Source organism: Nocardiopsis sp. iso_25 (genome assembly GCF_056173305.1).
Genome location: NZ_CM149667.1, coordinates 2,919,445 through 2,945,023, shown reverse-complemented (window position 1 = coordinate 2,945,023; position 25,579 = coordinate 2,919,445). Strand labels below are relative to the sequence as shown.

General features: G+C 73.1%; 19 protein-coding genes and 1 pseudogene. 12 read left to right on the top strand and 8 right to left on the bottom strand.

Annotated elements, in window-relative coordinates; genetic code table 11:
* Positions 1-3: 3 nt before the first annotated feature.
* Entirely contained in the window at positions 4-1,245 is a 1,242-nt protein-coding gene (locus AC0VX6_RS12725; protein ID WP_475469325.1) for an anhydro-N-acetylmuramic acid kinase, read from the bottom strand.
* 404 nt (positions 1,246-1,649) lie between these two features.
* Here AC0VX6_RS12725 and AC0VX6_RS12720 point away from each other — a divergent pair, with 404 nt between their 5' ends.
* The 4 genes from AC0VX6_RS12720 (at position 1,650) to AC0VX6_RS12705 (ending at position 6,365) form a co-directional block, all read left to right on the top strand.
* Positions 1,650-2,375: a response regulator transcription factor gene (locus tag AC0VX6_RS12720; RefSeq protein ID WP_475468806.1), complete on the top strand. Its 726-nt coding sequence runs from the start codon at positions 1,650-1,652 to the stop codon at positions 2,373-2,375.
* The gene (locus AC0VX6_RS12715) at positions 2,372-3,838 is read left to right on the top strand and encodes a sensor histidine kinase (RefSeq protein ID WP_274977726.1); all 1,467 of its coding nucleotides are present in this window, start codon (positions 2,372-2,374) and stop codon (positions 3,836-3,838) included. Before AC0VX6_RS12720 ends, AC0VX6_RS12715 begins: the two co-directional genes overlap by 4 nt.
* Before the next feature lie 677 nt (positions 3,839-4,515).
* Entirely contained in the window at positions 4,516-5,610 is a 1,095-nt protein-coding gene (gene rsgA, locus AC0VX6_RS12710) for a ribosome small subunit-dependent GTPase A (RefSeq protein ID WP_475468804.1), read from the top strand.
* Between the two features lie 245 nt (positions 5,611-5,855).
* Positions 5,856-6,365 (top strand): GNAT family N-acetyltransferase, encoded by a 510-nt coding sequence (locus AC0VX6_RS12705; RefSeq protein WP_274978131.1) that lies wholly within the window; start codon positions 5,856-5,858, stop codon positions 6,363-6,365.
* Positions 6,366-6,758: 393 nt separating this feature from the next.
* Here AC0VX6_RS12705 and AC0VX6_RS12700 read toward each other — a convergent pair whose 3' ends face one another.
* Positions 6,759-8,339 (bottom strand): CotH kinase family protein, encoded by a 1,581-nt coding sequence (locus tag AC0VX6_RS12700; protein WP_475468802.1) that lies wholly within the window; start codon positions 8,337-8,339, stop codon positions 6,759-6,761.
* Positions 8,340-8,449: 110 nt separating this feature from the next.
* Here AC0VX6_RS12700 and AC0VX6_RS12695 point away from each other — a divergent pair, with 110 nt between their 5' ends.
* A complete protein-coding gene (locus AC0VX6_RS12695) occupies positions 8,450-9,772 on the top strand; it encodes an RNA-guided endonuclease InsQ/TnpB family protein (protein WP_475469323.1) in 1,323 nt (440 codons plus the stop codon).
* 39 nt (positions 9,773-9,811) lie between these two features.
* Here AC0VX6_RS12695 and AC0VX6_RS12690 read toward each other — a convergent pair whose 3' ends face one another.
* The 3 genes and pseudogenes from AC0VX6_RS12690 to AC0VX6_RS12680 all read right to left on the bottom strand — a co-directional run.
* Positions 9,812-10,498 (bottom strand): DUF4956 domain-containing protein, encoded by a 687-nt coding sequence (locus AC0VX6_RS12690; protein ID WP_274977722.1) that lies wholly within the window; start codon positions 10,496-10,498, stop codon positions 9,812-9,814.
* 40 nt (positions 10,499-10,538) lie between these two features.
* Positions 10,539-11,273, bottom strand: coding sequence for a VTC domain-containing protein (locus tag AC0VX6_RS12685; RefSeq protein WP_475468799.1), 735 nt, complete (start codon positions 11,271-11,273; stop codon positions 10,539-10,541).
* Positions 11,234-11,338, bottom strand: a pseudogene (locus AC0VX6_RS12680) (vacuolar transporter); the annotation flags it as partial. The pseudogene AC0VX6_RS12680 and the gene AC0VX6_RS12685, both read right to left, overlap by 40 nt.
* A 461-nt stretch (positions 11,339-11,799) precedes the next feature.
* Between AC0VX6_RS12680 and AC0VX6_RS12675 the strand changes: the two are divergent.
* Together AC0VX6_RS12675 and mug are read left to right on the top strand one after the other, a co-directional pair.
* The gene (locus tag AC0VX6_RS12675; RefSeq protein WP_475468797.1) at positions 11,800-12,750 is read left to right on the top strand and encodes an MSMEG_6728 family protein; all 951 of its coding nucleotides are present in this window, start codon (positions 11,800-11,802) and stop codon (positions 12,748-12,750) included.
* A gap of 227 nt (positions 12,751-12,977) precedes the next feature.
* Complete coding sequence (gene mug, locus AC0VX6_RS12670) at positions 12,978-13,523, top strand: G/U mismatch-specific DNA glycosylase (RefSeq protein ID WP_368045836.1); 546 nt, start codon at positions 12,978-12,980, stop codon at positions 13,521-13,523.
* 126 nt (positions 13,524-13,649) lie between these two features.
* Here the strand turns inward: mug and AC0VX6_RS12665 are convergent, their stop codons facing one another.
* Both AC0VX6_RS12665 and AC0VX6_RS12660 read right to left on the bottom strand, forming a co-directional pair.
* The gene (locus AC0VX6_RS12665) at positions 13,650-13,943 is read right to left on the bottom strand and encodes a helix-hairpin-helix domain-containing protein (RefSeq protein ID WP_475468796.1); all 294 of its coding nucleotides are present in this window, start codon (positions 13,941-13,943) and stop codon (positions 13,650-13,652) included.
* Positions 13,944-13,988: 45 nt separating this feature from the next.
* The gene (locus tag AC0VX6_RS12660) at positions 13,989-14,186 is read right to left on the bottom strand and encodes a hypothetical protein (RefSeq protein WP_475468794.1); all 198 of its coding nucleotides are present in this window, start codon (positions 14,184-14,186) and stop codon (positions 13,989-13,991) included.
* Positions 14,187-14,351: 165 nt separating this feature from the next.
* On the opposite strand from AC0VX6_RS12660, the gene AC0VX6_RS12655 reads away from it, so the two are divergent.
* The 3 genes from AC0VX6_RS12655 to AC0VX6_RS12645 are packed head-to-tail and all read left to right on the top strand — an operon-like array spanning position 14,352 to position 17,201.
* A complete protein-coding gene (locus tag AC0VX6_RS12655) occupies positions 14,352-15,413 on the top strand; it encodes a lysostaphin resistance A-like protein (RefSeq protein ID WP_475468792.1) in 1,062 nt (353 codons plus the stop codon).
* A gap of 16 nt (positions 15,414-15,429) precedes the next feature.
* Positions 15,430-16,599, top strand: coding sequence for a sensor histidine kinase (locus AC0VX6_RS12650; RefSeq protein WP_475468790.1), 1,170 nt, complete (start codon positions 15,430-15,432; stop codon positions 16,597-16,599).
* Positions 16,596-17,201, top strand: coding sequence for a response regulator transcription factor (locus AC0VX6_RS12645; RefSeq protein WP_274977715.1), 606 nt, complete (start codon positions 16,596-16,598; stop codon positions 17,199-17,201). The genes AC0VX6_RS12650 and AC0VX6_RS12645 overlap by 4 nt, the downstream gene beginning before the upstream one ends.
* A gap of 149 nt (positions 17,202-17,350) precedes the next feature.
* On the opposite strand, the gene AC0VX6_RS12640 is transcribed toward AC0VX6_RS12645, so the two are convergent.
* Entirely contained in the window at positions 17,351-18,496 is a 1,146-nt protein-coding gene (locus AC0VX6_RS12640; RefSeq protein WP_475469321.1) for a UDP-N-acetylglucosamine--N-acetylmuramyl-(pentapeptide) pyrophosphoryl-undecaprenol N-acetylglucosamine transferase, read from the bottom strand.
* Positions 18,497-19,287: 791 nt separating this feature from the next.
* Here AC0VX6_RS12640 and AC0VX6_RS12635 point away from each other — a divergent pair.
* Both AC0VX6_RS12635 and AC0VX6_RS12630 read left to right on the top strand, forming a co-directional pair.
* Entirely contained in the window at positions 19,288-22,470 is a 3,183-nt protein-coding gene (locus tag AC0VX6_RS12635; protein WP_475468788.1) for an AfsR/SARP family transcriptional regulator, read from the top strand.
* A 592-nt stretch (positions 22,471-23,062) separates the two neighbouring features.
* Positions 23,063-25,189 carry an AAA family ATPase gene (locus AC0VX6_RS12630; RefSeq protein WP_475468787.1) on the top strand — a complete coding sequence of 709 codons (2,127 nt, stop codon included), beginning with the start codon at positions 23,063-23,065 and terminating at the stop codon, positions 25,187-25,189.
* The last annotated feature ends 390 nt before the right edge of the window (positions 25,190-25,579 follow it).

Genomic DNA, 25,579 nt, shown 5'->3' with positions numbered 1-25,579 from the left:
GCGCTACTCCGGGTGGTGGGGGGCGGGGGCTCGCAGGTCCCGTGCCCCGACGCGCAGGCGCGCGGGGACGGTGGACGCGGGTTCGGGGAGCCGGAGCGGTGAGGCGCCCGGTGTGAGGCGTCCGGCCACCGGCCCGCGGCGGGCTCCGGTGCAGGAGGGCACGGAGCCGGGGAGCCCGTGCCAGGTGAGGAAGCCGATCAGCGCGAACAGGTAGGCCTCCTTGGCGTCGCTGTCCAGCCCCAGGGTGTCGAACGCGGCCAGCCGCGCCGGGCTGAGCCGGGCGGCGAGGCGTTCCATGAGGACCGGGTTGCGGGTGCCGCCGCCCGAGCCGAGCACCTCGGCCACGCCGTGGGGGCGCAGCGCGTCGGCGACGGTGGCGGCGGTGAGTTCGACCAGGGTGGCCATCAGGTCCGCGTCGTCGGGCGTGCCGGTGGCGCGCAGCGCCGCGTCGAGGTAGCCGGGGCCGAACAGCTCCAGCCCGGTGGTCCTGGGCGGGGGCAGGCGGTAGTAGGGCTCGGCGAGCAGGTGCTCCAGCAGGGCGGGGTCGGGGCGGCCGGAGCGGGCGATGGCCCCGTCGGCGTCGAAGTCGGCGCGCCCGCCGCTCACCCTGCGCGCGGCGGCGTCGAGCAGGGCGTTGCCGGGGCCGGTGTCGAAGGCCAGCGGCGGCTGCTCTCCCCGCAGGACGGTGGCGTTGGCGATACCGCCGAGGTTGAGGGCGGCGGTGGGTTCGGGGCGCGCGCCGAGTAGGAGGGCGTCGAGCAGGCTGGCCAGCGGCGCGCCCTGTCCGCCCGCGGCCACGTCGGCCGTGCGCAGGTCCGAGACCACGGGCAGGCCGGTGGCCTCGGCGATCCAGGCGGGCTGGCCCAGTTGGAGGGTGCCGTGGACCGTGGCGCCGTCGGCCCGTTGACCGGCCCCATGATCGGCCCGATGATCAGCCCAGTGGAACAGGGTCTGGCCGTGTGAGGCCACCAGGTCGGCCCGTCCCCCGGCGAGTTCGCCGACCGCGCGCAGCGCCGCGTCGGCGAACGCCCGGCCGATGCGGGTGTCGAGGCGGCAGACGGTCTCCATGGTCGTGCGGGCCGGGGGGAGGGCGGCGCGGATCGCCTCCCGCAGGTCGCCCGGGTAGGGCTCGGTGCGGTGCCCCAGCGGGGTCAGGAGGACGAGGTCCCCGTCCAGGGCGAAGCGGGCGGCGGCGACGTCGATGCCGTCGGCCGAGGTTCCCGAGGACAGGCCGATGACGATCACGCGGCGCCCGCCCCGGGTCGGCGGGGCCGGGCCCATGCGTCAGGTCGAATCGGGGATGCGAGGGGTGCGGGCCCGGGAGGCGAAGGCACGGTCCCTGCCGCAGGCGACACGGGCCCGGCCCCGGGTCCGGGTTCCCCGGGGTCGGCCGTGGACGCGGGCGGAGGCCGGTCCCCCGGCCGGGTTGCACGGACCCGACCTGCGGCAAACCCGTGGACACCACCCATGCGACCAACCCTTCCGGCCTCGAACGCGTACCAGCGGTATACCGCGCGTCGCGGTGCGTCAACCGTTCCCCGTGACCGGCACGGCGGTGACTCCCGGTGCCGGAGAGTTCTCACCGAACTCTTGCCCGCGGCCCGTAACCTTTCGTGTTCGTACGTCCCACGAACCTTCAGGACTCCCGCATGCCCCACGCGCCCTCCGGCACCGCCGCTCCGGCGGCCCGGGCCCTCATCGTCGAGGACGAGCCCAACATCCTCGAACTGCTCACCGCCTCCCTGGAGCTGAGCGGCTTCGCCACGCGCGGCGCGCCCGACGCGGGGGCCGCCCTGGCCGCGCTGGACGGGTTCACCCCCGACATCGCCGTCCTGGACGTGACCCTGCCCGGCCGCAGCGGCCTGGACCTGGCCGGTGACCTGCGCGGGGTCGTGCCCGGCCTGCCGGTGCTGTTCCTGACCGCGCGCGACACGGTCCAGGACCGGGTGGCGGGCCTGAGGGTCGGCGCCGACGACTACGTCACCAAGCCCTTCAGCCTGGAGGAGGTCGTGCTGCGGCTGAACGCGATCCTGCGCAGATCGGGCCGCCGCGGCTCCGAGGGCGCCGAGCCCCTGCGCTACGCCGACCTGGAACTGGACGAGGAGGGGCACCAGGTGCGCCGCGCGGGCGCGCCGGTGCGGCTCTCGCCCACCGAGTTCGCGCTCCTGCGCTACCTCCTGCTCAACGCGGGCAAGGTCGTCAGCAAGGCGCAGATCCTGGACCGGGTGTGGGGCGGGGAGAGCGACGACATACGCGTCGTGGAGACCTACGTCAGCTACCTGCGCCGCAAGGTCGACGCGGGCCGCCCCGCGCTGATCCACACCGTGCGGGGCGTGGGCTACAGCCTGCGCCTGGCGGCCGGGGGGAACGGGTGAGCGGCCGCCGCGGACTCCGCTGGCCGCGGGGGCTGGGCGGCCGGATCCCCCTGGCGGTGCTGTGCCTGACCGCCGTGTGCCTGGTCGCCTTCGGCGCGGTCGCCACCCTGCTGCTCCAGCGCTCGCTGACCGAGGAGGTCGACCACCGGCTGCGGACCCTGCCCGCGCCCCGGCACGCGACCGAGCAGGCGGACCCGCCCGTCGGTGCCCAGCCGCCCCCGCTGCCCACCGACCTGCGCGCGCTGGTCGTCGACGCCGACGGCGACGTGGTGGACAGCGTGGGCCAGACCGGCTCCGACGACGGCCTGCCGGACGTGTCGGCGGTGACGGCCGAGGAGCTGCGGGCGCGGTCCGGGGAGCCGTTCACGCTGCCCGGAACAGGGGGCGGGGGCGACTGGCGGGTGCTGACCACCGCCCGGGAGGACGGCGGGGTCTTCATGACCGCCCAGTCCCTGGCGGGGATCGAGGACACGCTCGACCGGCTCGTGCTCATCGAGGCCGTGACGGGGCTGGTGGCGCTGGCGGCCGTGGGGTTCGGCACCGCGGCGATCGTGCAGTTCCAGCTCCGGCCGCTGCGGGAGATCGAGTCCACGGCGCGGGCCATCGCCGGGGGCGACCTGGACCGGCGGATCCCGCCCCAGGACCCGGCCACCGAGACGGGTCGGCTGGGCGCCTCCCTCAACACGATGCTCGGTGAGCTGACTCGGGCCCTGGGCGAGCGGGACCGCGCGGTCGAGACGACGCGGCGCTTCGTCGCGGACGCCTCCCACGAGCTGCGCACGCCGCTGTCCTCGATCCGCGGGTTCGCCGAGCTGTACCGGCAGGGCAGGGGTCAGGGGCTGGTCGCCGAGGACGCCCGGGCGGACCGGTGGATGTCGCGGATCGAGGACGAGGCCGGGCGGATGGGGAGCATGGTGGACGACCTGCTGACGCTCTCGCGCGTGGACGAGGCGCCGCGGTTGGAGCACTCCGACATGGAACTGGTCGCCATCGCCGAGCGGGTGGTGCTCAGCGCCCGGGCCCGGGCCCCGCGCACGCCCGTGGCGCTGGAGGCCGAGGGGCCCGTGCGGGCGGTGGGCGACGGCGACCGGATCCGCCAGGTGCTGGAGAACCTCGTCGGCAACGCCCTGACCCACACGCCCGAGGGCACGCCGGTGCGGGTGTCGGTGCGTCGGACCCAGGACCCGCCGCCTCCGGGACCGGCCCGTGCGGGCGCGCTGCCGCCGGGGGTGGCGGAGGTCGCGGTCATAGCGGTACGCGACGAGGGGACCGGCATCCCCGCCGGGGAGCTGCCCCGGGTGTTCGACCGGTTCTACCGGGCGGACGGGCCCCGCGAGCGGGCCGGGGCCGGGCTGGGCCTGGCCATCAGCGCGGCCTTCGTGGCCGCGCACGACGGCTACGTCACCGCGGAGTCGCCGCCGGGCGGGGGCTGCGTCTTCACCGTGGTGCTGCCGCTGGGCTGAACTCCGGGAACGACTCGTCCGGGGCCCGGCCGACGGGATGGTCTCGTCATCGACACCTCCCGCCCGTTCGAGCTGACCGCGTGGAACGAGGGCGGCCCCGCCGTGTGCACGGGCGTCGGGCTTCCCCGCCGCCTCCTGCCGCTGCCCCGGACCCGGGCCGACCGGGAGGGGATCGGCGTGCCGGGAGGGGGTCCGCGGGCAGGGAGGGGGTCCGCGGGCCGGGAGGGGGTCCGCGGGCCGGGAGGGGGTCCGCGGGCCGGGAGGGGGTCCGCGGGCCGGGAGGGGGTCCGCGGGCCGGGAGGGGGTCCGCGGGCCGGGAGGGGGTCCGCGGGCCGGGAGGGGGTCGGCGGGCCGCTGACCGGCATGCCACCGGTCTGACCGGAGCGCCCGAACCCCTCCGCCTCGTCGACGGGGCGGGTTCCGCTGACGGGACCGGGGGCTTCCAGCCTCCGTGCTAACATCGTCGGCGCAGAGACAACCCGGTCGGCTGCGGGACCAGAAATGGGAGGTGAGTTGATGTCTGCGGTGAAGGCCGCTGCCCTGCGCAGCGCCCGTTGGACCATCCTCACGTCCCGGGCCCCGGTCTGACCTGACGCTGATCCCCCTGTCGGAGCCCTGACGGCTCGCAGGAGGCGGTACTCCGTGCTCATCGGGGCCCCTGTTCTAGGGTCTCTACGTTGTCTCAATCCCTTTCGCGTCATGCTCAGCCGTACTCCCTGGCGGACTACGGCTGGGACCAGGCGCGCGAACGCGCCTTCGCCCCCCATCGCGCCGACGGACTGGTCCCGGCCCGCGTCGTCCGGGCCGACCGCGGCTCGTGCGAAGCCGTCACCGACACCGGAACCGTCCGCGCGGACATCCCCGGCACCGCGGACCAGAGCGATCCGCTGACGGCACCGTGCACCGGCGACTGGGTGGCCCTGCGCCCCCTCACCGGCGCCGCACCGCTCCTGCACGAGGTCCTGGAGCGGCGCACCGCCCTGGTGCGCGCCTCGGCCTCACGGACCTCGCACGGCCAACTCCTGGCCGCCAACGTCGACACCGTCGTGGTGACGGTCTCCCTGGCCGCACCGCTCAAGCACGGCCGCACCGAACGCATGCTCGCCCTGGCATGGGAGAGCGGCGCCCAACCGGTCGTGGTCCTGACCAAGGCCGACGCGTGCGCGGACCTGCCCTCGGCGCGGGAACAGGTGTCGCAGGTGGCCGCCGGTGTGGACGTGCTGGTCACCAGTGCCGAGACGGGGCAGGGCCTGGACTTCCTGACCGCCGTCCTCAACGGCACCGTCGTGCTGCTCGGCCCCTCCGGGGCGGGCAAGTCCACCCTGGGCAACCGGCTGCTGGGCCAGGACCTGCTGGCCACCGGCGCCGTGCGTGAGGCGGACGGCAGGGGACGGCACACCACTTCCCGGCGGGAACTGCTCCCGCTGCCCGGCGGGGGCGTGCTGCTCGACACCCCCGGACTGCGGGCGATCGGCCTGCACGACGCCCAGGGCGGCCTGGAACAGGCCTTCGGCGAGATCGAGCACCTCGCACAGGAGTGCCGGTTCGCCGACTGCTCCCACACGAGCGAACCGGGCTGCGCGGTGCTCGCCGCGGTCGAGGAGGGGGAGATCCCCCGCCGCAGGCTGGACAGCTACCACCAGCTACTCCGGGAGAACGCGTACGCCGCCTCCCGCACCGACGCGAGGTTGCGCGCGGGCCGCGAGGCCGCCAGGAAGGACATCACCCGGCACTTGCGTGCCACCTACCGGTTCCGGGACCGCCAGCGGTGAAGGACACCGACAACACCCGCCTGGGCGCCGACGGCGACCCGGTGACGCAGGCGTTCCCGGGCCCGGGCAGCCTCACCGCCGAGGCGGCCCACCCGCCGCGCACCCACGCCGCCGACGCCGACGCGGCGCGGGCGACCGGCGGTACCGCACACCAGACGGAGACCGACACGCGGCGGCGGTACCGCGACGGCTACGACCACGCCACCCGCCTGCTCCAACCCCACGACGACACCGAGAACGGAACCATGACCACCTGGCACACCCGCCCCGAGACCACCGACGACACCCCCGCCATCCGCGACATCCTCCTGGCGGCCTTCCCCACCGACGCCGAGGCCGACATCGTCGACGCCCTGCGCGCCGACCCCGAGGCGTGGATCGAGGGCCTGTCGATGGTCGCCACGACCTCTGAGGGCACTCCGGTCGGGTACGCGCTGCTCAGCCGCTGCCACGTCGACGGCGAACCCGCCCTCGCCCTGGCCCCGTGCGCGGTGGAGCCCTCCGCCCAGCGCACCGGGGCCGGTTCGGCCGCGATCCGCGCTGCCCTGGGCGCCGCCCGGGCCATGGGGGAGAACCTCGTCCTCGTCCTGGGCCATGCCGACTACTACCCGCGGTTCGGCTTCACCCCGGCCTCCCGCTTCGGTATCCGGGCGCCCTTCGAGGTTCCCGACGAGGCCATGATGGCCATGGCCCTGGACGGCGACCGCCCCGTCCCGACCGGCACCATCGGCTACCCCGCCGCGTTCGGGGTCTGACCTCTCCCGTGCCCCCGGGGGTCTCCTCCCCGGGGGCGCGCGGTCGGTGTCCGGGAAGGACTGATCCGGGTCCCAGCGGTGGGAACCCTTCGGGCCCGGTGCAGGCCCCGTCCCCGGCCGGGATCGGCTCGGGCGTCGGCGGCGACCCCGGACACCGCCGTGCCGGGCCCGGTCAGCGGAGCAGAGCGAAGCCCCGCTCCACCACCCACCGCTGGGCTCCCGATCCCGAACCGGCTTCTGGCCGCGGCGGGCGATCAGCGGACGGATCCCTTCGGCACGCACCGAACGTCGGTACCTGTCGTGGTCACGGCCCCGGCCAGCGAGAACCACACCGGGGGACCGCGGGGATCGGCCCCGTTTTGCCCCCGGCGGTCCGCCCGCACCGGACAGCCCTCAGGAACCCCGCTGGTCGGTGGTGGCCCCCTCCCCCGCCTCCCGGCCGTCCTCCTGCGGGGTCTGGGAGACGGCGGCGATCCGCTCGGTGAGCTGCTCGCCCGCGGCGTCGGCCCCCGTGTCGCCCGCGGCCCCGGCCCGGGAGACGGCCGACTCCAGGAGTTCGGTGGCGGTACCGCTCCCGATCAACTCCTGGTGGAGGTCGGCGTAGGCCTCCTCGTAGAGGCGGTGGAAGTCCTCGTCGGCGAGGAAGCGCTCCTTGAGCGCCCCGCTGCCGCCCATGGACATACCGCCTCCGGCCGCCTCCCCTTCCCCGGGCGCCTCCATGCCCTCCGGCGGTTCCATCCCCTCCGGCGGTTCCATGCCCTCGGGGGGTGTGCCCCCGCCGGGGAGCTGCGCTCCCTCCGGCATCGCTCCCCCACCGCCGCCCATACCGCCGAAGGACAGGTTCAGATCCCAGGACAGGACGGTGAACCGCTCCTCGGCGGTGTCGTACCACAGGTAGTAGTTGTTGCCCGGGCCGTCCATGCCGTCGCTGTTGGACATCAGGCTCTGCAGCGCGAGGTAGCGGGCGAAGGACTCGGTGTCCAGGTGCTCGTCCAGCTCGCGGGCGAACTCCTCGTCGTCGGACTCGGCCACGAATCGCAGCAGGTCCATCACCGGCTGGAGGTCGTGGGCGCCCTCGCCGTTGATCTGGTTGAAGGCCTCCTCGTAGTCGGTGGCGTCCCCGCCCAGGTAGTCGAAGGAGCCTCCGGCGCGGCCCTTGTAGAGCACGCCGTCCCCGTACCCGTCGGCCCAGGCGGCGTCGGGCGCGTCCAGCAGCAGGCGCGGCACCTCCTCGCCGCCGTTGACCGCGAACGAGGTGAACGTGTAGTCCTGCGTGGTCTGCCCGGCCGCCGCCGTCAACTCCAGGGCCAGGGCCTCGTTGAGAGCGGTGTCGGAGGTCGCCGTCGCCGGGCGCAGGGCGATCTCGGTGTGCCCCTGGTAGGCCCGGCCGGAGACGAACTCCTCGAAGCTGATCAGCCAGGGGAGGTTCTCCGGCTCCTCCTCGGACAGGGTGACCGAGCCCGGCCCGGCCGCTCCCCCGGCGCCCGGACCGGCCCCCTGTTCACCCCCGGTGTCGGCCGCCGCCCCCGCCCCGGCGTCACCGCGCAGGCTCATCAGGGTCGAGTTGCCCTTGAGACGGAGTCCGACGTCCTCGACGGTGGTGCCGTCGATGGTGACGTCGGCCCGGACGTACTCCTTCTCGCCCTCCTCGCGGAAGGTGCTCATCATGTCGGCGTACTCGGTCTGGTCGAAGCTCACCTTGATCGTGTGCTCCCCGCCGTCGAACAGGTCGCCCTCGCCCTCGATGTTCTGGGTGACGGCGTCCTGCGAGACCAACTCGGAGGTGACGTAGGGGCGCACCCGCGCCTCACCGAAGACCAGGACCAGGGCGAGCAGCGCGGCGCACACGACGGCGGTGCTCCTCCAGTGCTGGCGCAGGCGCACCGGGAGGCGGTGCCGCAGGCGCGCGGGCCGGTGCGGGCCTCGCCCGGCGGCGGTGCCACCGTCGCCCTCTTCGTCATTGAGGCTGTGCATGTCATCGTTCCTCTCGTAGGACGTCCTCGGCATTCAGTCCGAGGACAGATCCGAGCAGTGTTTTCGGATTCGACGTACACCCATCCGAGAGTTCTGCCACCATGATGACCATGCGGAGGGCATACAAGTGCCGGGCCTACCCGGACCCCGAACAAGCAGTTCAGTTGAGCCGCACGTTCGGATGCCTGCGTCTGGTGTGGAACCGCACCTTGGCAGAGCGCACCCGCGTCTGGCGGGAGGAAGGCAAAAGGACTTCCTATCGGGACACTGACGCCGCGTTGACCCGTTGGAAGAAGACACCGGAACTGGCGTTTTTGGGTCAGGTTTCCTCGGTGCCGTTGCAGCAGACACTCCGGCACCAGCACGCGGCCTTTGTCGGCTTCTTCGCCGGGCGCACCCGTTATCCCCGGTTCAAGGCGCGGGGAGGCAGACAGGCCGCGCACTATACCCGCAGTGCGTTTCGGCTTCGTGATGGACGGTTGCGGTTGGCCAAGAGCATCTCCCCTCTGCGGTTCGTGTGGTCTTGGAGCCAGGACTCCCTCACCGAGTTGGACCCCACCATGGTCATCGTCTCCCGAGAGGCGGACGGGCGTTGGTACGTCACCTTCTCGGTGGAGACCGACGCCCCAGTACCCGCCCCGGCCCCGGCCCCGGCCCCGGAAGCAGGCTCGGGTACACAGACAGCGGCGGAGGAGGGCGATGTGGTCGGGATCGGCTTGGGCGTGATGGATTTGGCCACCCTGTCCACAGGAGAAAAGATTCCCAACCCCCGCCACTTGGCGCGCAAAGCCCGTGGCCTGGTCCGCTATCAGAGACGGATGGCCCGCACGCAGCGCGGATCGAAGAATCGACGCAAGGCCAGGCGCAGGGTAGCGGCCTCGCACCGCAAAGTGCGTCACCTCCGCCAGGACTTCCTGCACAAACTGACCACTCGGCTGGTGCGCGAGCACCCGATCATCGCGATCGAGGACCTGAACGTGCGGGGTATGACCGCCTCGGCGAAGGGCACCCACGGCCAGCCAGGCAGAAAAGTGCAGGCCAAGGCGGGGTTGAACAGAGCGGTACTGGACGCCTCCTTCGGCGAGATACGCCGCCAGTTGGAATACAAGACACAACGCGCGGGTCGCCTTTTGGTGGTGGTCGACCGGTGGTTGGCCTCCTCCAAGACCTGCAGTGAGTGCCACTACGTGCTCGCTGAGTTGTCGTTGAGAACCCGGGTGTGGTCGTGCCCGGGCTGCCGCACCCGCCATGACCGGGAAGTGAATGCGGCGAGGAACATCAGTGCGGCTGGTCGAGTCGCAGTCCGGGGTTCGACCTTGGACGATGCCTGCGGAGCTGGTGTCAGACGGCAAGGGTCCTCCCTGTCGCAACCGGCAAAGAAACAGGAAACCGGGCCTGTGAGGGTCACCACCATGGCGGTACCAGGTCGGTAGGCCTGGTCGGAGCCTTCTGCCTCAAGGCAGGAGGAAAAGTCAAATGTCCGTCTGGTCGTAGCCGGTCAGGACGGTCGCCTTCTGCCCCGCGTTGATCTCCCGCAGGCGCTGGATGACGTCGCCGGGCTTGACGCCCTTCTTCAGCCGTGCGGTGTAGGCCGTCTCCAGCAGGGAGCCGCCGCGCACGGTCTCGGTGCTGATCAGTTCGTACTCGTCGGTGAAGCGGATGAGCACGTCGTCGATGACGGGTCCGTAGTCGTCGCCGTCCGCGGGAACCTGGACCTTGACCACCTGGCGCTGCACGTTGAGCGCGAACCAGTTGAAGCGGTGCATGAGCAGCACGACCGCGCAGATGACCACGGTGGCGATGACCGCCAGCGTGTAGAAGCGCGTGCCGCAGGCCATGCCCACGCCCATCACCAGGAAGATGAACCCGACGTCGCGGGTCTCCTTGATGGCGTTGCGGAACCGCACCACCGACAGCGCGCCGACCAGGGCGAAGGCGCGGGCGATGTTGGAGCCGACCACCAGCATGATCAGGGCGATGAGCATGCCCAGGATGATCAGCGTGTGCACGTAGCTCTGCGAGTAGCTGATGTTGCGGTGGGTGGCGCGGTAGGTCCAGGCCACCACGAGGCTGGTGACGAACGCCAGGGTCAGGGACAGGACCACGTCCATGACGCTGAACGTGCCGGACAGGTCGGTGACGCCGAAATCGAGGTTCATGTGCGGGTGTGCCTTCGTACGGAGCGGGTGGGAACGGGGTTCAGGAACGGGTGCCGGGGGACGCGCCCCCGGCCGCGGGACCGGGCGCGGGCGCATCGACCACGGGACCGGGCGGACGCGCCCCGGCCAGGAGGCCGAGCGGACGCGCCTCGGCCACGACGTCCTCCTCGGGCAGGTGGAAGACCGAGCGCGGGGCCATGCCGTGGGCCTCCACGCTCTGGCAGTACTTGGAGACGCGCTGCACCTGGAGGCCGAAGCGGGCGGCCATGTCGGTGACCCAGTAGGGGGCGCGCTCGTTGGCCTTGACCTCCATGACCGCCAGGTGCGGGCTGATGATGTAGCGGCTCTCGGCCTCGGCGCGCAGGTCGAAGTCGCGGTCGCGCCCGCGCACCCGGTGGTCCAGGGTCACGCGCAGCCCCAGGTCGGAGCCGGTGCCCACGTAGGGTTCGCGCCGGTACCCGGTCATCGCGGTCGGACGCAGGTCCAGGCGGTGCACGAGGTCGAGGACCTCGTCCACGAAGGCCTGGTCGGCGCCGGGGTGCTCCACGCGCACGCGCCGGTCGCACAGGTCGCGGGCCAGGTGGTAGGGCAGCAGGACCCGGCGCTTCTGGGTGACGCGGTTGACGCGCTGCTTGATCTCGACGGAGACGGGGTGTCCTCGGCGGCCGGGCCGACCTCGCCGTAGCGGCGGACGCGCAGCTTGCGGCGGAACCTCAGGCCCTCGATCTTCTCGTGGTAGAAGCGCAGCCGGTCGGTGTCGTAGTACAGGCTCCACACGCCGTAGCCGTCGGGCCCGGCGTTGCGGTCGGCCCGCATGCGCGCGGTGAGTTCGGCGCGCACGTCCCGGGCCTGGTCGGCGGGGACGAGGTACTTGAGTTCGTATCGGTTGAAGGCGTGGAGCCTGCTCGGCGCCCTCAGCCGGTCCCCGGCGGCGGTGCCGGTCGGGGTGCCGGCCGGTGCGGCCTTCGCTGCCTTCGCTGCGTTCGCGGCGTGCCCGGCGGGGCCGGGGTGGCGTGGTGCTGCCACGGTGCCTCCTGTCCTGACGGTGGTGACGACCAGAAGGACACAACCCGACGACCCTGCGAAGAGGCGGAGAACTTCCTGAGAGGTTCCTGAGAGCCGGGGCGGCGTCCCCTGGTGGGCGCGTGGTCGCGGGTGAAGGTGAGAGGTGGGTGAGAACGCCGGTCGGGTACCGCCCGGGCAGGAGCGGACCGGCGCCAGGGGTAACACCGGCGGCGGACGGGTAGCGGACCGCACGAGGGCCTGACCGGCGAGAACGCCGCGGGCCGGACGGGGGGACGATGCAGACCTTCCTGCCCCACCCCGGGTTCGCCGAGTGCGCGCGGGTGCTGGACGACCGCAGGCTGGGCAAGCAGCGGGTGGAGACCATGCAGGTGCTGCGGGCCCTGGTGTGGCCCGAGTACGGCTGGAAGCGTCACCCGGCCGTGGCGATGTGGCGCGGCTTCGTGCCCGCGCTGGTGGGTTACGGGGTGGCGGTGTGCCGCGAGTGGCGCCGCCGCGGGTACGCCGACTCGGTGCTGCCCTCGCTGCTGGCCTTCACCGGGGGCCGCGTCCCCGAGGAGGAGGAGCTGTGGGAGCGCGACATGCTCCCGCCGTGGCTGGGCGACGACGCGCTGCACCTGTCGCACCGCTCGGCCCTGGTGTACAAGGACCCGGCGCACTACGCGCCGCTGTTCCCCGGCACGCCCGGCGGCCTGCCCTACGTCTGGCCCCGGCCGGTCTTCCCCCGGTGGCCGCTGCGGCGCGGCACCTCGGCGGCGACTCCGGTGGAGGAGGCGGCGGAACTGCTGGAGGCGGTCGCGCTCTCGGACGGGCAGGTCGCCGCCCTGGGCCGGCTGGTCGAGGGCCGCAGCGCGTCGCTGCGGCTCACCGGGCCCGGCGACACCCTGCCCGGCCTGCTGGCCGGGCTGTGCACGCCCGGCGAGACGCTGTGGCTGGTGCCCGGATCGCCGCCGCCCCGGCCGCGGGGAGGCGGCGCCGACCCGGGTCACTCGGAGGCGGTGGGGCGGACCAGCCGCTCGACCGCGCGGCAGCCCGGGCCCGAGGACGAGGCGGCGATGCGCGAGGAGGTCGGCGAACCCGAGTTCCGGTTCCGCCGGGTCCCTCCCGGGGAGGGGGCGGAGGCCCCCGTACCGCCCGGGGCCGGGCTGGTCGTCCTCGACGGCGCCGAACTGCCCGAGCCGCGCTCGGCCCCGGTGGTGCTGCGCCTGCTGCCCGCGGTGGAGGTGTAGCACCGCTCCCGGGGGCGGCGCCCGCCCCGCGGTGCTTGGGGCACAGTGGTTCCGGGCAGGTGACCGCGACAGCGACGCGGTCGCCCGCGTCACCGACAGCGCACACGGAAGGGTGGCACATGGACTCCGCGAGCGGACGAGCAGAGGGCGTGTCGAAGGGCGGTGCGGAGCGCCCGCGCGCACGCTCCGCACCGGCCGGGCGCAGGCCCGGCCCGAGCAAGGCGGAGTTGGAGGCGGCCCGGAACAGGCTGGTCCCGGACGTGATCGCCGAGGACCTGAGCGTGCTCTTCTGCGGGATCAACCCCGGCCTGACCTCGGGCGCGGTCGGACACCACTTCGCCAAGCCGGGTACGCGCTTCTGGCCCTCCCTGCACGGGTCCGGCTTCACCCCGCGCCAGCTCAGGCCGGACGAGGAGGACGAACTCCTGTCCCTGGGCCTGGGCATCACCAACGTCGTCGAGCGGACCACGGCCCAGGCGGACGAGCTGGACCGGGAGGAGTACGTGGAGGGCGGGCGCAGGCTGCGGGAGAAGGTCCTGCGGTGGCGGCCCCGGTGGCTGGCCGTCCTGGGCGTGACCGCCTACCGCCAGGCCTTCGCCGAACGCCGCGCGGCGGTGGGTCCCCAAGACGCGGAGATCGGCGGCGCCCGGGTGTGGCTGCTGCCCAACCCCAGCGGCCGCAACGCGCACTGGCAGCTGGGGCCGCTCATCGGGGAGTTCGCGCGCCTGCGGCGCGCCGCCGGACTGCCGGACCGGTCCGCCGGGACGTCCTGACCCGACGGCGTTCGGGCCCGCCGAAGCGCCCCACCGCGTCGGAGGGCGCGCCGACCGGCATCCTCCGCTCCCGGCCGTGCCGGGGCCCGCGCCCTCCCGCCCGCGCCCGAGGGGCGCCCGGCCCGCTCAGCGCGGGGACAGTCCGCGTTCGGCCAGAGCCTCGCGCAGGATCCGCACCGCCTTGGGCCCGACCCCGTGCAGCGCGCCCAGTTCGGCCTCCGTGAGCGCGGCCACCCGCTCCAGGGAGGTCAGCCCCTCCTCCGCCAGCGCCCGGGTCGCCGGTGCGCCGATGGCCCGGGGCAGGTCCCCCACCTCACCCGGGGCCGCGGACGCGGCGGCCTCGGCGGCCTCGGCCAGCCGCCGGGGCGCGCGGGACAGCCAGGCGCGCCGGACCAGGGCGTTGAGGTCCTTGCCGTTCACGTCGGCCAGGGGCAGGCCGAAGCCGACGGGCGTGCCCGCACGCTCTCACCGCTCCCCCGTCGAGTGCGCGGAGAGCGCGGCCTCGGCCTCGGCGTCCGGGAGGCGGAGCAGCACCCGGCCGTCCCCGGTCACCGAGGCGAAGTCCCCGCCTCGTACCGAGAACACGACCGTGCCGGAGCGGTTGCCCTCCTCGGCCTCCGGAAGGGCGAGCGCGGCCTTGCGCAGCTGGGACAGAGTGGTCATGGGGCCGATGCTAGACGTCCCCGCCGACATACGGCCGGTGCGCGCCCGGGCGGCGCGAGCCCCGTCGGCGCATGACAGATGTCATGCCCGGCCCGTGCGGAACGCAGAGGGAACCCGTGATCCGCGGCACCCTGGCGCGATCACTCTCCGTACTAGCGTTAAATCATGCACAGCAACGACGAACGCCCTTCCCGGGCTCCCCTCCCGCAGACCGGATCCCCCTTCTCCGCCACCTCGGGCGCCGGTCCGGCGCAGGCGCCCGCGCCGGAAGTACCCTCCGGTCCCGCCGCACCGCACCCGCGCCGCGGCGGCCCGCGGCCCGTCCCGCCGGGTGTGGAGTACCACCGGGTACTCGCCGGGGACAAACCCCGGATCGGACGGGGAATCCTCGCGATCACGCTCCTGGTGGGGGGGATGTTCGCCTTCGGCATCGCCATCGCGGCGGCCGCCGCCTTCGTCGACAGCCTGATGGGCAGGACCAACCCGACCTTCGGCGGTACCGACTACACGCCGCTCTTCCACGCCGCCAACCTGTTCTCGATCGCCCTGCTCATCCCGTGGAGCATGCTCCTCCAGCGCTGGCTCTACGGGGTGAAGGGCGCCTCGCTGCACTCGGTGCTGTCGAGCTTCCGGTTCGACCTGCTCGGCCGGGCACTCCTGTTCATGGGCCCCCTCTGGCTGGCCGTCTCGATCGCGATATTCGCCCTCAAGCCCCAGGAGCAGGTCCCCTGGTCGCCCGTCAGCCTGCTCAGCCTGTTCGCCCTCACCCTCGTGCTGACGCCCCTGCAGGGGGCCGGTGAGGAGTACGGCTACCGCGGACTCGTCTTCCGGGTCGCCGGGAGCTGGAGCCGGGGACCGCGTACGGCCCTGGTCGTCGCCGTCCTGGTCTCCAGCCTGGTGTTCGCCGCCATCCACCTCTCCGGTGACCTGTGGCACAACGTCCTGTTCTTCGTGATCGGCGCCAGCATGGCCCTCATCACCTGGCGCACCGGGGGGATCGAGGTCTCGATCGTCTGGCACGCCCTGAACAACACGCTCAGCTTCCTCATCTACATCCTCCTGCACGCCGACCTGAACGCCGCGCTGGAACGGTCGGCGGGTACGGGGACGATCATCCTGGGCATCCCCTGCGTCGCCCTCGTCGTGATCACGGCGGTGGTGTGGTGGCGCACCCGCAAGACGGGACCCGCACTGACCCCTTCCGGTCCGCAGCCGACGCGCACCTGACGCGACAATGACGTCCATGAGCAATCCGCCGCTGGTCGGCACACGCAGGTTCGAGACCTACGTGCGCTGGTCCACCTACATCGCCGTCTCGCTTCCGTCCGGCACCCTCCTCAGGAGCGCGGTGGATGTCGACCGGCTCACCGGAGCGCCCCTGGCCAGCCTGGTCACGGCGGGTGGGCTCTGCCTGGTCCTGGTCCTCGGGAACATCCTCGTCACCAGGTGGAGCATCGACGTCGTCGTCGGCCGCGGGCGGCGGCTCCCCCTCACGGGCGTCATCGCGTGGGCGCTGGTCCTGACGGCCTTCGTCGCCCTGACCCTGACGCTCCCCCTTCCCGCGATGGGCATGACGGTCGCGGCGGCGATCGGTTCGGCCGCCGCGAGCCTCGCCCCCGTCCTGCACTCCCGCAGGGCGCTGCTGCTCAACGCGGCGGCGCTCGTGCTGACCGCCGCGCTCGTGGGAGTCGCCGACATCGCGCTCCTGCTGGTCGCGGCGGTCATGGTCAGCGCCGCCCTGTGGCTGTGCTGGTCCAGCGCGTGGATGCTGCGGGTGCTGCGCGAACTCCAGTCCGCGCACGAGGACCGCGCCGCACTCGCCCTGGCCAACGAACGCCTGCGCATCTCCCGGGACCTGCACGACGTGTTCGGCCGCACCCTGGCCGCCATCGCGGTCAAGAGCTCGCTGGCCTCCGAGCTCGTCCAGCGCGGCCACGGTGAACGGGCCGCGACGGAGATCTCCGCGATCCGCGGGCTGGCAGAGGAGGCGGGTACCGAGGTCCGCCGCGTCGTACGCGGTGAGCTGCGCACGACCTGGGAGGACGAGGTGTCGGGCGCCCGTTCGCTGCTCAGGTCCGCGGGCATCCGCTGCACGGTGACCGGCGACCCCGTCCCCCAGCGGTGCGCGGAGCCCCTGGCGTGGGTCGTGCGCGAGGGCGTCACCAACCTGCTGCGCCACGCCTCGGCCACCCAGGTCACCATCGCCACCGCGAACGAGGAGGGGGAAGTGCACCTGACCATCGCCAACGACGGGGCCGGCCCCCCGAGAACCGCGCGGGACGGCGGGGGCACCGGGCTGCGCGCGATGTCCGAGCGCCTGCACGCGCTCGGCGGACGCGTCACGGCGCGCCGTGACGGAGACTGGTTCCTGCTCGACGCCGCGCTCCCGCTTCCGAAGGACGCCCCCAGATGACACGCATCCTCGTCGCCGACGACGAACACCTCATCCGCGACGCCATCGCCGGACTGCTCGACCTGGAGGAGGACTTCGAGGTCGTCGCCCAGGCGGCCTCCGGCGACGAGGCGCTGGCCATGGCCCTCAAGCTCCGCCCCGACGTGGCCCTGCTCGACCTGCAGCTGCCCGGCCCCGACGGAATCGAGATCGCCCGCAGGCTCGCCGCCGAGCTGCCCGGGTGCCGGTGCGTCATCGTCACCTCCCACGGCCGCCCCGGCTACCTGAAGTCGGCGCTCGCGGCGGGTGTGAGCGGCTTCCTGCCCAAGACCGTCTCCTCGCGCACCTTCGCCGAGGTCGTGCGCAAGGTCGCGGCCGGAGGCCGCTACGTCGATCCCGAACTCGCGGCCGAGGCGATCAGCGCGGGCGACTCCCCGCTCAGCCCGCGCGAGGCCGACGTGCTGGCCCTGTCCCGCGACGGCGCGCCCGTGGAGGAGATCGCCCGGCGCGTCTCGCTCTCCCGGGGGACGGTGCGCAACTACCTCGCGGCCGCCGTCGCCAAGCTCGACGCCGCCAACCGGCACGAGGCCGCGCACATCGCCGCCGAACACGGCTGGATCTGAACAGGGCCGGGGCCGTTCACCGCTGCCCTCCCGGGACGCGGCAACGGTCCTGAGGCCGGGACCGGGGCCGGAACCGCCGCGAGCCGTGTCCGGGACCCTGCGGGAGCGGAGCCCGGCGCCCGCCGACCCGGCGGCGCCCTCCGCGCCCGCTAACCGCGGGCCGCGGCCAGCAGGACGTCCACCAGCCGGTCGGCGGCGTCGGGACGCCCGTGCTCGCGGGCCCGCTCCGCGATCTGCGCGCGCCGCCGCGGATCGGCCAGCAGCGGCTCCACCGCCGCCTGGAGCCCCTGGGCGTCGACCCGGTCCAACAGGGCCACCGCCGCGCCCGACTCCTGGAGGTGGCGGGCGTTGTGGCGCTGCTCGTCGCCCGCCGACGAGGCCAGCGGAACGAACACGGCGGCCTTGCCCAGCGCGGTCAGCTCCGCGATCGTCCCCGCGCCGCTGCGGGAGACCACCACGTCGGCCAGCGCCAGCACGTCGGGGAGTTCGGGGCCGACGAAGTCGGTCAGGTGGTACCGCTCGGCGAGGCCGGGCGGGAGCTGCGCCGAGCTGCGGCGGCCCTCCTCCAGGTTCGCCGGTCCGCACTGGTGCACGACGTTGGCGCGCGCGAGCAGCCAGGGCAGGATGTCGCGGATCATGCCGTTGATCTGCACGGCGCCCTGCGCCCCGCCCGTGACGTAGACGGTGGGCAGCGAGGAGTCGTAGCCGGTGAACCCGAGTTCCTTGGGCGCCCGGTCGGCCTGCCCGGTGAGCACCTCGGGGCGCACCGGGTTGCCGGTGATGACCGCGTTGTCGCGCGCGGAGTCGGGCAGCAGTTCGGTCGTGGACGGGGAGGACACCGCCACACGGGCCGCGACGCGGGCGAGGACCTTGTTGGCCAGGCCCAGCCGGACCGTCTGCTCGTGCACCACCAGGGGACGGCGGCACATCTTCGCGGCCAGGCCCACGGGCACGGCCACGTAGCCGCCGGTGGCCAGCACCACGTCGGGAGCGAAGTCCGAGACCAGCGCGCGGGCCTGCGCGACGCCCCGGGGGACGTTGCTCATGTCCTTGATGTTGGCCCGGGAGGCGAGTTTGAGGGGGTTCTTCGAGCGCCGGATCTTGCCGGTCGCGACCGACTCGAAGGCGATCCCGTTGGCGGCGGCGACCCGGGACTCCAGGCTGTCCGCCGTGCCCACCCACAGCACGCTCAGGGCGACCCCGGCCGCCGCCAGCCGGTCGCGCAGGGCGCGGACGGCGGTGAGGGCCGGATAGGTGTGTCCGCCTGTTCCTCCTCCGGTCACGATCAGGCGCATGTCCCGTGCAGGGGGGTTGCCGCTGTTCACCAGTTCCTCCCGGAGGATGCCCCGGAGCGGGGCCGCAAGAAGCTACCGACAAAGAAAAGGGCCACACGGAGCGGCGCGGCGCTCGTCCTGTGCCCAACAGCACCGTAGCCGCCGCCGGACCCGCCCCGGTACACCCCCCGCTCCAGTCGGAGTGGGGACTGCCACACCGGCACCCGCGCGGGCGTGCCGGACCGGCGGGGCGCGGCAGCGGTCCGCCCACCGCGCTGTTCTCCGTGCGCGGAAGGGAGGACGGCACCCGTGGGGCGGGGCGACGCTGGAAGGGCGGAGGACGTGTCAGGCCGTGGAATCGGCCCTCCCGGAAACACCGGTGCGGCACGGCCGCGCCGCACGGGAAAGGCGGGACCGGTGAAGCCCGGAGGGTGACCGGTGGTTCGGCGGAGCGTGCGCCGCGGGCACGCGACCGACCGCCCCCGGTTCGCACCACCGCCGTGCACGCGAACTCCGGAAAAGGAGACTCGCGCAGCGGTTCCGCAGCGCACGACAGACCCCCGGCAGGCCGCTCACCAGCATGCCTTCCGGCGGAAGGGACAGGAACACCCACCGCCATACGGGCACTCAGAAACCACACAAAACACCCCAGACAACATTCGATATCGCCAAAAATTACTTTCACCAGAAAATGCACGTGCATAATATCGAGCACACTTACAAAGGGGGCGAAAGAAGTTTCAACAATCCCAGAAGGGCACACATATACGCGAGAGCGATAAACGGGGGCACTTCCCAACAAGGATCCGCCGGTGAGACTCTGCGTTCTGGGTTCCATCCATCTGAGCAGCGAAGGACGCCAGGTCGCCCCGACCACCGGCAAGGAGCGCGCGCTCCTTGCCGCCCTGGCGCTGACCAGCCCGGCACGGCTGCCCCTGCGGGAGTTGGCCGACCGGCTCTGGAACGGCTCTCCCCCGGAGGGCTACCGCAGCACACTGCACACCTACGTCACCCGTCTGCGGGGAAAGTTGGAGTCGGCGGGGCTGGACCGCACCGTCCTCACCCACACCGCCGAGGGCTACCTGCTGCGCCTGCCCGCACAGGCGCTGGACTGGGAGCGCTTCCGGGGCCTGCGCTCACGCGCCCGCGCCCTGCACCAGGCGGGCCGGTCAGCCGAGGCGCGCACGGCCCTGGAGGAGGCGCTGGCGCTGTGGAAGGGACCGCCCCTGGCGGGCGTGGGCGGGCGCTGGGTCGAGCAGTTGCGTGTGGCCATGGAACGCTCCCACCAGGACGCACTGGCGGTGTGGGCATCGCTGGCCATGGCCGAGGGCGACCACGCGGAGGCGGTGGAGGTCCTGGGTTCGGCACTGGTCTCCTACCCCGTCAACGAGTCCCTGCACGGCCACCTCCTGCACGGGCTGCACGCCCTGGGCCGGACCGCCGACGCCCTCGCGGCCTATCAGCGGCTGCGGGAGCGGCTGTCGGATGAGCTGGGCGTGGACCCCTCCCCTGCGCTGCGGCGTCGGTTCGAACTGCTGCTGCGGGCCACCGCCGGTCCGGCGGGGGGTAGTGGGTCGGACGGGAACGGCGGGTCGGACGGGGACTGTGGGCCACAGGCCCCACCGCCCGCGACCGGGAGGACGCGCACGATCGTGGACAACCTGGCGCGCGATCCCCGGCACTTCCGGGGACGCACCGCGCAGACGCGCCTGCTCTGCTCGCGGCTTCGGGAGACGGAGTACGGGTTCGCGCACCTGTGGGTCGTCTGCGGGATGGCGGGGGTGGGCAAGAGCCAGTTGAGCCTGCACGTGGCCCACCGCGTCAAGGACCTCTACCCCGACGCGCGGCTGTCGGTGGACCTGCGCGGGCATGACGAGCGGGCCGCTCCGCTGAGCGCGGAGGAGGCGCTCACCGAACTCATGCGCCTGCTGCGCGTGCCGGTGCCGCCCACCGTGCTGAGTCTGGCCGAACGCGTCGCGCTGTGGCGCGAGCACACGCGTTCGATGCGCCTGCTGCTCCTTCTGGAGGACGCAGCCAGCGCCGAACAGGTCCTTCCCCTGCTCCCCAGCGGAACCCGGTGCGCCGTCGTGGTCACCAGCCGCTTCTTCCTCCCTGAAGTGGAGGGCGCCGACCACCTGCCGCTCGGACTCCCCTCCGACGACGAGTGCGCCGAGATGTTCACCGCCGCCCTCGACCGGCCGTGGGGCGAGGAGGAGGCCGACACCCTCGCCGAGATCATCGAACGGTGCGACAGGCTGCCGATAGCCGTCGGGCTGGTGGCGAACCTGGCCCAGTTCCATCCGTCGTGGTCGCCGCACGATCTGCTGCACCGGCTGCCCTCGCCCTCCCGCCCGGGGTTGAACGCCTTCCGGGTGGGGGGCCGGGACCTCTCACGCATCTTCGACGTGTCCGTAAACGCCATGGACCCGAGGGCCCGTGACGCCTTCCTCCTGCTGGGTCTGCACCCCACCCGCGGTATGGACGGGCGGGTGGCGGCGGCGCTGGTCGGCCCCGACGAGCACGCTTCACGGCAGGCCCTCGTGGACCTGGTGAGCGCCCATCTGCTGAACGAGCCCGAACCCGACCGCTTCGAGATGCACGCGCTTCTCCAGGTCCACGCCCGCCACCGCGCGCGCGACGGTCTGTCGCCGGAGCGGGCCCAAGCGGCCAGGCGGAGGATGCACGCGGCCTACCTGTCGCTGACGGGCCGGGCCGACCACGCCCTGCACCCGCACCGGCCCGGACGCGATGACCACGAGCCGTCCCCGACCGGGGAACCGTGGCCGGAGGACAGGGCCATGGCGTGGTTCCGGCGCGAACTGGCGACCGTGCTCACCGTGGTGGCGGAGGCGGACCGGCACGGCGCGGACCGTACGGCGCTGCGGCTGGCGCGGGTGCTGTGCGACCACATGGACGCGCACGGTCCCTGGTCCGAGGCGGTCACCCTGCACACCGCCATGGTGGAGTGGGCGGGCGAGCGGGGGGAGGACCGCGAGCGGGCCAGGGCCCACTTCGACCTGGCGCGCGCCCTTCTGCGCGTGGGAGCGCTGGAACGCGCCGGGGAGCACAGTCGTTCGGCCCATGAGCGGTGGTCCGAGGCCGGGGACCCGCTGGGACGGGCGTGGGCCGTGGCCCAGCGGGCGATGATCTCCTACGTCGCCAACGACTACGCCGAAAGCCGGGACCTCGTCGAACGGGCACTGGAGACGTTCGAGGCGCGCGGACACCGCCCCGGCATAGTGTTCTGCCTGCGTGTGCGCGGACTGTGCCACTTCGCGGTGAGCGCGTCCCACGAGGCGATCACGGACTTCAGTGACGCGGCGACCCTGCTGGAACACTCACAGGACCAGCAGTTGCTCATGGAGATGCAACTGAACCTGGCGGGCGCACTCCAACAACTGGGGTACCACCACCAGTCCTGGACTCTGTGCGAGAAGGTCCTGGTGATCGCCCGTAGACGCGGTGATAAGCGCAGAGCCGCGGTCGCCCTGACGAACATGGGCGAGGTGTCACTACATCGGGGGCAGCCGAAGCGAGCGGCATCATGTCTGCGTGAAGCGTTGGAGATTCTCGAACCCTTCGGAGACCCCCGGGCCAAGAGCACGATTCTGACGAATCTGGGCGCAGCACACGCCGAAGCCGACCAACCAGACCAAGCTCGCCTTTGCTTCCACCGCAGCCTGGCAGCACATGGGTTCGTCACGCCCACGGTGAAGACTGAGGCGCTGCTCGGCCTTGCCCGGATCGAGGAAAAAGCCGGACGTCACACCGATGCCGGGACCTATCTGCGGCAGGCTTCCTCGACAGCACAGCAGCACGGTCTGCGCAGGGAGCACGCAGAGGCTCTACTCGCTCTGGGCCAGCATCTCGGCGCCCAAAGCAAGGCGAGTGAGGCGTGTACATACCTGCGCCAGGCGGCAGAGATATTCGAGGTGCTTCAGGCGCCGGAGGCCCAGATCGCTCGATCGTTGCTCGACACCCTGACAGCCAGGTAACGGACCGGCCTTTCCTGACACGCACGCCTGCCGTTATCGATAGCATTTGGCATGCTCGGCACCTGCCCGGTGAGTTTTCACCGTTCTGCGTGCTTATAGCACGGTAAGTGGCGGGACGTCCAGTGCCCCTGGAACGTCCCGCCCTTCACTGCATCACCAGAGTGGACCCCTAGCAGCGCTGTCTAGACGACGCAAGAGTCACAAAGGAAGTATGCAATGAAGTCTCTTATTGTACTCGCATTTTCGGTTTTCCTGGCGGGAGCCTGGCTGGTGATTTGGAGCACTCCCCTTATCCCCGCAGCGACATCCGCCTAACCCCCTAGGCGCATTCGACGAGGGGCCCGCCGCTCACAGCGACGGGCCCCTCGTAGTGCACCAAACCGTGTCCCCACTGGCCATGACCTCGCATTCTTGCATAAGCGCACGCATTAGCACGTGCACATGCAAGACACAAACTCCGACCAGAACCCCCCAGAACGATCAACAAGTTGCCCTCCAAAGAAATAAATTCAACACTGGTTGGAGAGGACTGAAACCCGGCTCACCAGGAGCCCCTTACACACCATTTGTCACAGGTGTTTTAGGAGACCACGTGGACTCCCCCGGTCACACCTCCCCGCCCGCCGACCCAAGCACCCGGACCAACACCGTGCGCGGCGACATCAGCGGAACCGCCGTCCAGGTCGGCTCGATCCACGGGGACGTGAACCTGCACCTGGCACCCGAGGCCGACCGCGTCCCCCGCCAACTCCCCGCCGCGCCCGCCGTCTTCGTGGACCGGCCCCGCCCGATGCGCGCGCTGGAGGCGGCCGTGTCGCGCGCCCACGCCCGTGGCCGCCACGCGCTGGTGGTGATCACGGGTTCGGCGGGGGTGGGCAAGTCCGCCCTGGCGGCGGAGTTCCTGCGCGCGCACCCGGAACTGGGCGGCGGCGGGCAGCTGTTCGTGGACCTGCACGGCTTCTCCCCCGGGCAGCCCGCCGACCCCCACGACGTGCTGGACGTGCTGCTCCGCGCCGTGGGCGTGCAGATCGGGACGGCACCGGCGGACCTCGCCACACGCGCGGCCTGGTGGAGGTCGGCCACCGCGCACGCGCCCGTCGCGCTGCTGCTGGACAACGCCCTGTCCGCGGCGCAGGTCCGCACCCTGCTGCCCGGAGGCGACCGCGGCACGGTCGTGGTCACCACGCGCCTGCGGCTGGCCGGACTGCGCCTGGACGGCGGGCAGTTCGTCGACCTGCCGCCGATGACGGGGGCCGAGGGCGTGGCCCTGCTCTCCGAACTCAGCGGCCGCTCCCCCGCCGGAGAGGCCGACTGGAAGGCCATGCACGGCGTCGTCTCCCTGTGTTCGGCGCTGCCGGTGGCCGTGTGCACGGTCGCCGTCGACCACGGTACCCGCAGCCGGACCTGGCGGGACACCGAGCGGCGCCTGCGCTCCGCTCCCCGCCGACTCGACCACCTGGACGCCGCGAGCAGGGAAATGGGTATGGACGTGTCCGTGCGCAACGCCTTCGACCTGTCCTACGCCTCCCTGTCGGACTTTCCCGCCCTGCTCTACCGGCGCCTGGCCTGGCACCCGGGCCCCGACGTCACCGGTGAGCTGGCCGCCCGCCTCACCGGCCGCCCGGTGGCCGAGTGCGAGGCGGGGCTGGCCGCCCTGACCCGCCACCACCTGCTGACCGAGCACAGCTCCGAACGCTTCGCCTTCCACGATCTGCTGCGCCTGCACGCCGCGGAGAAGGCCGAGGTCGAGGAGGAGTCCGGCGCCCGCCGCCGGTCGCTGACGCGGCTGGTGTCCGGGTACGCCGACCTGGCGGTGTCGGCCGACGCCGTGCTGCGGCCCTACGCGGGCAACCGGGCGGTGCCGGGCTCCCCCTTCACCGACGCCGCGCAGGCCATGGCCTGGCTCGACCGGGAGCGCGACAACCTCGCCGCCCTGGCCGAACTGGCGCCGGAGCTGGGAGCGCACGAGCACGTGTCGCGCCTGCTGGACGGCCTGTGGTCGCTGTTCCTGCACCACGGCCGGGCGCGGTTGTGGCTGCGTGCCGCCGCGCCCGTGCTCGGGGAGCCCTCGGCCGGACTGGAGGAGACGACGGTCGCGCGGCTGCTGAACAACCGCGCGCTCGTGCACAGCCACCTCTCCCGTGTCGAGGAGGCGATGGCCGACCTGGACGCCGCCGAACGGGTCTGGCGGCGCCACGGGGACCTGGAACGCCTGGCCCAGACCCAGCAGCGCCGGGGCACCGTGGCCTTCCAGAACAACCTCCCCGGACAGGCCGCCGACCACCTCGCCCGGGCGGTGGCGACGGACGAGCGGACCGGGGTCGCCCACAACCTGGCCATCAGCCTGTTCATGCTCGGCCGGGCCCGCCACGCCCTCGGGGAGCTCGACCCGGCCCGTCTGGCCCTGGAGCGCGCGCTCCCCCTCCTGGACGGGGACGCCTACAACCAGGCCCGGACCCGGATCGTCCTGGGCACCGTCCTCGCCGCCATGGAGGAGTTCGCCTCCGCCTCGGAGGAACTGGAGCGGGCGCTGGAGGTGATGCGCGAGCGCGGTTCGGCCTCCGGCCAGGTCAAGGCCCTGGAGGCGATCGGGGAACTCGCCGAACGCCGAGGGGAGCCCGGCCGGGCCCGCGAGGCCTACGAGGGGGCGGTGGAGCTGCTGCCGCCCACGGACCCGGCCAGACTGCGTGTGGAGGGACGCCTGGAGGCGTTGGGATGACCCCGTCACCGCGCACGTACACCTCGTGGACGTGCGGCCGTCCCGGGACCGGGGCGCGTTCCGGAGCGGGGCCGCCGTCCGCGCCGGTCCCGGGCCGTGGGGGGACGGTCGGGTTCCGCGCGGGTCTGAGCACGGTGTCGGGCAGCGCCGTCAGGTCGCGACCGCCGACCAGCCACGCGTACACCAGGACCGCGGCCGCGGCCGTCCCCCACGGGTGCGCGCCGTGCTCGGCGCGACCGGCGCGGGCGAGCGGCGTGACCAGGACGAGCCCCCACGGGGTGGTCAGGACGCCCCGGCCGTCGGGGCCGTGCACGGCGGCCACGAGGCAGCCCGGGTGGGCGCGCAGCAGGGCGCGCCCCGCCTCCTCCGGCGAGGGGGCCGCGTGCCCGC

Excerpts from the sequence above, each read along its gene's own strand:
- AC0VX6_RS12720 (WP_475468806.1), top strand. The coding sequence starts at position 1,650 with ATGCCCCACGCGCCCTCCGGCACCGCCGCTCCGGCGGCCCGGGCCCTC.
- AC0VX6_RS12705 (WP_274978131.1), top strand. The coding sequence starts at position 5,856 with ATGACCACCTGGCACACCCGCCCCGAGACCACCGACGACACCCCCGCC.
- AC0VX6_RS12700 (WP_475468802.1), bottom strand. The coding sequence starts at position 8,339 with ATGCACAGCCTCAATGACGAAGAGGGCGACGGTGGCACCGCCGCCGGG.
- AC0VX6_RS12695 (WP_475469323.1), top strand. The coding sequence starts at position 8,450 with ATGCGGAGGGCATACAAGTGCCGGGCCTACCCGGACCCCGAACAAGCA.
- AC0VX6_RS12690 (WP_274977722.1), bottom strand. The coding sequence starts at position 10,498 with ATGAACCTCGATTTCGGCGTCACCGACCTGTCCGGCACGTTCAGCGTC.
- AC0VX6_RS12675 (WP_475468797.1), top strand. The coding sequence starts at position 11,800 with ATGCAGACCTTCCTGCCCCACCCCGGGTTCGCCGAGTGCGCGCGGGTG.
- AC0VX6_RS12660 (WP_475468794.1), bottom strand. The coding sequence starts at position 14,186 with ATGACCACTCTGTCCCAGCTGCGCAAGGCCGCGCTCGCCCTTCCGGAG.
- AC0VX6_RS12655 (WP_475468792.1), top strand. The coding sequence starts at position 14,352 with ATGCACAGCAACGACGAACGCCCTTCCCGGGCTCCCCTCCCGCAGACC.
- AC0VX6_RS12650 (WP_475468790.1), top strand. The coding sequence starts at position 15,430 with ATGAGCAATCCGCCGCTGGTCGGCACACGCAGGTTCGAGACCTACGTG.
- AC0VX6_RS12645 (WP_274977715.1), top strand. The coding sequence starts at position 16,596 with ATGACACGCATCCTCGTCGCCGACGACGAACACCTCATCCGCGACGCC.
- AC0VX6_RS12640 (WP_475469321.1), bottom strand. The coding sequence starts at position 18,496 with ATGCGCCTGATCGTGACCGGAGGAGGAACAGGCGGACACACCTATCCG.